This is a genomic window from Arthrobacter sp. JCM 19049 (assembly GCF_001310435.1).
Map to the genome: position 1 here is coordinate 1 of NZ_BAXF01000217.1, position 3577 is coordinate 3577.

At 65.6% G+C, this 3577-nt stretch carries 5 protein-coding genes; all 5 read left to right on the forward strand.

Annotation, left to right across the window (positions count from 1 at the left end; genetic code table 11):
* A partial coding sequence (locus JCM19049_RS09725) for a DUF1731 domain-containing protein (protein ID WP_279402888.1) occupies positions 1 to 195 on the forward strand: 195 nt, incomplete at its 5' end.
* A gap of 346 nt (positions 196 to 541) precedes the next feature.
* Positions 542 to 1087 (forward strand): hypothetical protein, encoded by a 546-nt coding sequence (locus JCM19049_RS19975; RefSeq protein WP_279402889.1) that lies wholly within the window; start codon positions 542 to 544, stop codon positions 1085 to 1087.
* The gene (locus JCM19049_RS09730) at positions 1030 to 2163 is read left to right on the forward strand and encodes a hypothetical protein (protein ID WP_279402890.1); all 1134 of its coding nucleotides are present in this window, start codon (positions 1030 to 1032) and stop codon (positions 2161 to 2163) included. Before JCM19049_RS19975 ends, JCM19049_RS09730 begins: the two co-directional genes overlap by 58 nt.
* A 113-nt stretch (positions 2164 to 2276) precedes the next feature.
* Positions 2277 to 3311 carry a serine hydrolase gene (locus JCM19049_RS09735; protein WP_279402891.1) on the forward strand — a complete coding sequence of 345 codons (1035 nt, stop codon included), beginning with the start codon at positions 2277 to 2279 and terminating at the stop codon, positions 3309 to 3311.
* The gene (locus tag JCM19049_RS19980; protein ID WP_279402892.1) at positions 3308 to 3451 is read left to right on the forward strand and encodes a hypothetical protein; all 144 of its coding nucleotides are present in this window, start codon (positions 3308 to 3310) and stop codon (positions 3449 to 3451) included. The genes JCM19049_RS09735 and JCM19049_RS19980 overlap by 4 nt, the downstream gene beginning before the upstream one ends.
* Positions 3452 to 3577: the final 126 nt, after the last annotated feature.

Genomic DNA, 3577 nt, shown 5'->3' on the forward strand with positions numbered 1-3577 from the left:
CGGGCGCTGCGCACCAAGTACTCCATGCCCGGTATCGGGGCGCCGGCCCGCCTGGTGCAGGCCGGGGCGAACCTGCTGGGCAGCAATCCGCGCATGGCGCTGACCGGACGCCACGTCACCAGCCGCGTGCTGGAGGAGCTGGGTTTCCAGTTCGACGAGCCCACTTTCGGCCAGATGCTGCAGCGGCTGCCGTAGCGCGCGTCCGCCCCACATTGGTGCTGGGGTACTGGCGGGCAAGGCGCCCACATGGCAAGGTAGTCTTCACGAGGCACAGATCACATTGGATGCCCGTGCTGGATCGGTCTTCGGACTGGTTCAGCACGGGCATTTTTCGTTCCGGCAAGGCCCGGGGCGGTGCCTGGAAAATTGCATGGCGCTGGAAGTTCATCATGATTTCATATCCAGGCACGCGTCCGATTACGTCGGCGGTGTCACATGGGTGTGACATAAATTGATTTTCAACGCCTGTTGACACAAGCTCTTGTCTACACGAGATTTCGATCACACCAAGACTACGAGAACCTGAACAGTGGGGGACCTGATGATGGGCAAGGATGTAGCCGCACCTGAAATTCGCCGCAAGCAGCGGATGCCGAAACCGAGCGATATCGCCCGCTGGCGGGCCACCCCTCCCAGCGAGGACGTGCCCACGGCCAACGTGGGCACCGACGCCGCCTCCACAACCGAGATTGCCGAGGACAGCGAAGCGCGGATCGTGAAGTTCACCCGGCCGCTGAAGAACATGAGCGAGGTGCGCCATTTCTTCCGGACCAACGAAACCCCGATCTACTTCGTGGGTGCCACCCCCTTCAATCTGCTCGGGCTGGACCGCTGGGTGCGCCGCTTCAGCTACATCTCCTACTACGACGGCTGGGACCGGGCCCATCCCCGGGTCTTCTCCCCCACCGAGAAGCCGTACATCGAATTCGAAAGCGGCGAGGCGATCAACAACTGGCTGCTGCAGAACCCGGAGGTGCGCGAGCACATCGATTCCCGCGCCCGGCCAGCGGCGAGCGCCCGAAGATCGCCATGGTGTTCTTCGATGAGGAAACCGAGCAGATCTGCGAGGAGCTGGGCTACGACCTGATCCTGCCGCCGGCGGAACTGCGCACCCACCTGGACTCCAAGATCGTCACCACCGAGCTGGGCAACAAGGCCGGGGCCGCCTCGGTGCCCAACGTGCTGGGCTATGCGACGAACTATGCGGATCTGCTGGAACTGGCGCGCAGCAACCGGCTGGGCACCGACCTGGTGGTGCAGACCCCCTACGGGGACTCGGGCAAGACCACGTTCTTCATCGCCGAGGAAGCGGACTGGGACAAGAACGCGGCGAACATGATCGGCGAGCAGCTGAAGGTCATGAAGCGGATCAACAACGTGCCGGTAGCTGTGGAGGCGGTGCTCACCCGCTGCGGCACCGTCGTCGGCCCGTTCCTGACCGAACTGGCCGGCTACGACGAGCTGACCCCCTACAAGGGCGGCTGGTGCGGCAACGAGATGCACCCCGACGTGCTCACCGCCTCCCAGCGGGCGCGGGCCATCGAGCTGGTGCGCAAGGTGGGCAGCGGGCTGCAGGACAAGGGCTACCGCGGCTTCTTCGAGGTCGACGTGCTGGTGGACACGGACAGCGACGAGGTGTACCTGGGTGAGCTGAACCCCCGCATCTCCGGGGCCAGCGCCATCACGAACGTGACCGCAGGGGCATACGCGGACGTACCGCTGTTCCTCTTCCACCTGCTTGAGTTCCTGGACGTCGACTTCGAGCTGGACGTCGACGAGATCAACGAGCGCTGGGAGGCGCTGAGCGGGGCCGATATCTGGAGCCACATGATCATCAAGGAAACCGATGACATTGTGGAGTACCTCACCCACGCCCCACGCACCGGGCAGTACGTGCTGGACTCCTCCGGCAAGCTGCAGTATGTGCGCGCCGCGCTGGACTGGCACCAGCTGCAGCACCACAAGGAGGCTTTCTTCCTGCGCATCTACGGGGCGGAGGACTACCGCTGGAAGGGCGCTGATCTGGGGGTACTGGTCACCAAGGCGAAACTGCAGTACGAGGGGCGCAAGGGCACCAGGCTGAGCATCGACGCCAAGCACTTCATCTCCTCGGTGCGTTCGCTCTACAAGGGCATCCCGGTGCCCCCGGCGGCCGCCGAGTAGCCGCGCTTGCCCGGCGTCCGGCGGCTGGCGGTGGTATCCTCCGATGGATTGCAACTGACCACCGGGGAAAGGACAATGGGCGCCCGATGACACCTGCCAAGCCGAACCGGACCGTGACGGTCGAGAATTGGCAGCACCCGGAAAACCTGGCGTGGAGCTTCCAGAACCTCTCCGAAGTCCTGCCCACAGCCAGGGTCAGCCGCGGCGGTGAGCCGATCGCCAAGCTGCACCTGGTGCCGATGGACCTGGGCCGCATCGAGCTGCTGAAAAACAACGAGAACGAGCCGTCGCTGACCGTGCGCAGCGTCATCCAGGCCACCAACACCGACGGCTGGCTGGTGATGCACCAGGGCAAGATGCTGGTTGAGGAATACTTCGGGTCGATGACCTCGGTGACCGACCACCTGCTGATGAGCGTGAGCAAGACCCTGGTGGGCACCGTGGCCGGGATCCTGTGCGGGCAGGGCAAGCTGCAGGTCGACCGGCCGGTCACCGACTATGTCCCGCAGCTGGAGGCCAGCGGCTATACCGGGGCCACCGTGCGCCACCTGCTGGACATGCGCTCGGGCATCAAATTCTCCGAGGAGTACCTGGACCAGCAAGCCGAGGTGCGCCTGCTGGAGCAGGCGATCGGCTGGGCAGTGCGCGATGAGCAGAACCAGAACCCGGCCCACGGCATGTACGAATACCTGGCCACCCTGCAGGCCAAGGCGCCGCACGGCGGCCCGTTCGAGTACCGTTCCTGCGAAACCGATGTGCTGGGCTGGGTGTGTGAGGCCGCCGGCGGGCAGCCGATGCAGCAGCTGTTGTCCGACCTGGTGTGGTCGCGCATCGGCGCGCAGCAGGACCTGGTGATGGGCACCGACCAGCTGGGCACCGGGATGTTCGACGGCGGGTTCAACGCGACCCTGCGCGACCTGGCCCGCTTCGGGCAGATCTACGTCAACGGCGGGACCGCGCTGAACGGCAACAAGGTGCTGGACGAGGCCTGGATCCAGGACACGTTCACCGGGGCGGCGGACTCCCGGCAGGCCTTTGAGGACTCCCCGGGCGACAACCGGATGCCCGGTGGGATGTACCGCAACCAGATCTGGTTCCCGTACCCCGGCTCCGACGTCGCCCTGGCCCTGGGGATCCACGGCAGATGATCTACATGAATCCGAACACCGCCACCGTGGGGGTCAAGCTCTCCAGCTGGCCCTACCCGCAGGATCCGGGCAAGCTCTTCCCCACGATCCGGGCGTTCGACGCGATCGCGAACCACCTGGCGGCCAACCCTCCGCTGTAGCAGGCCCTGGTCCCCGCCCGCTTGGTCTTTCCCGCCCCGGGTCCCTTTCCGGGGTTAGCGCGCCGGCCCCGGCCTTTCACGGTCTTGCGTGCCCGCCCCGCTCCTTCGGGAGGTCTGCATCTGCCG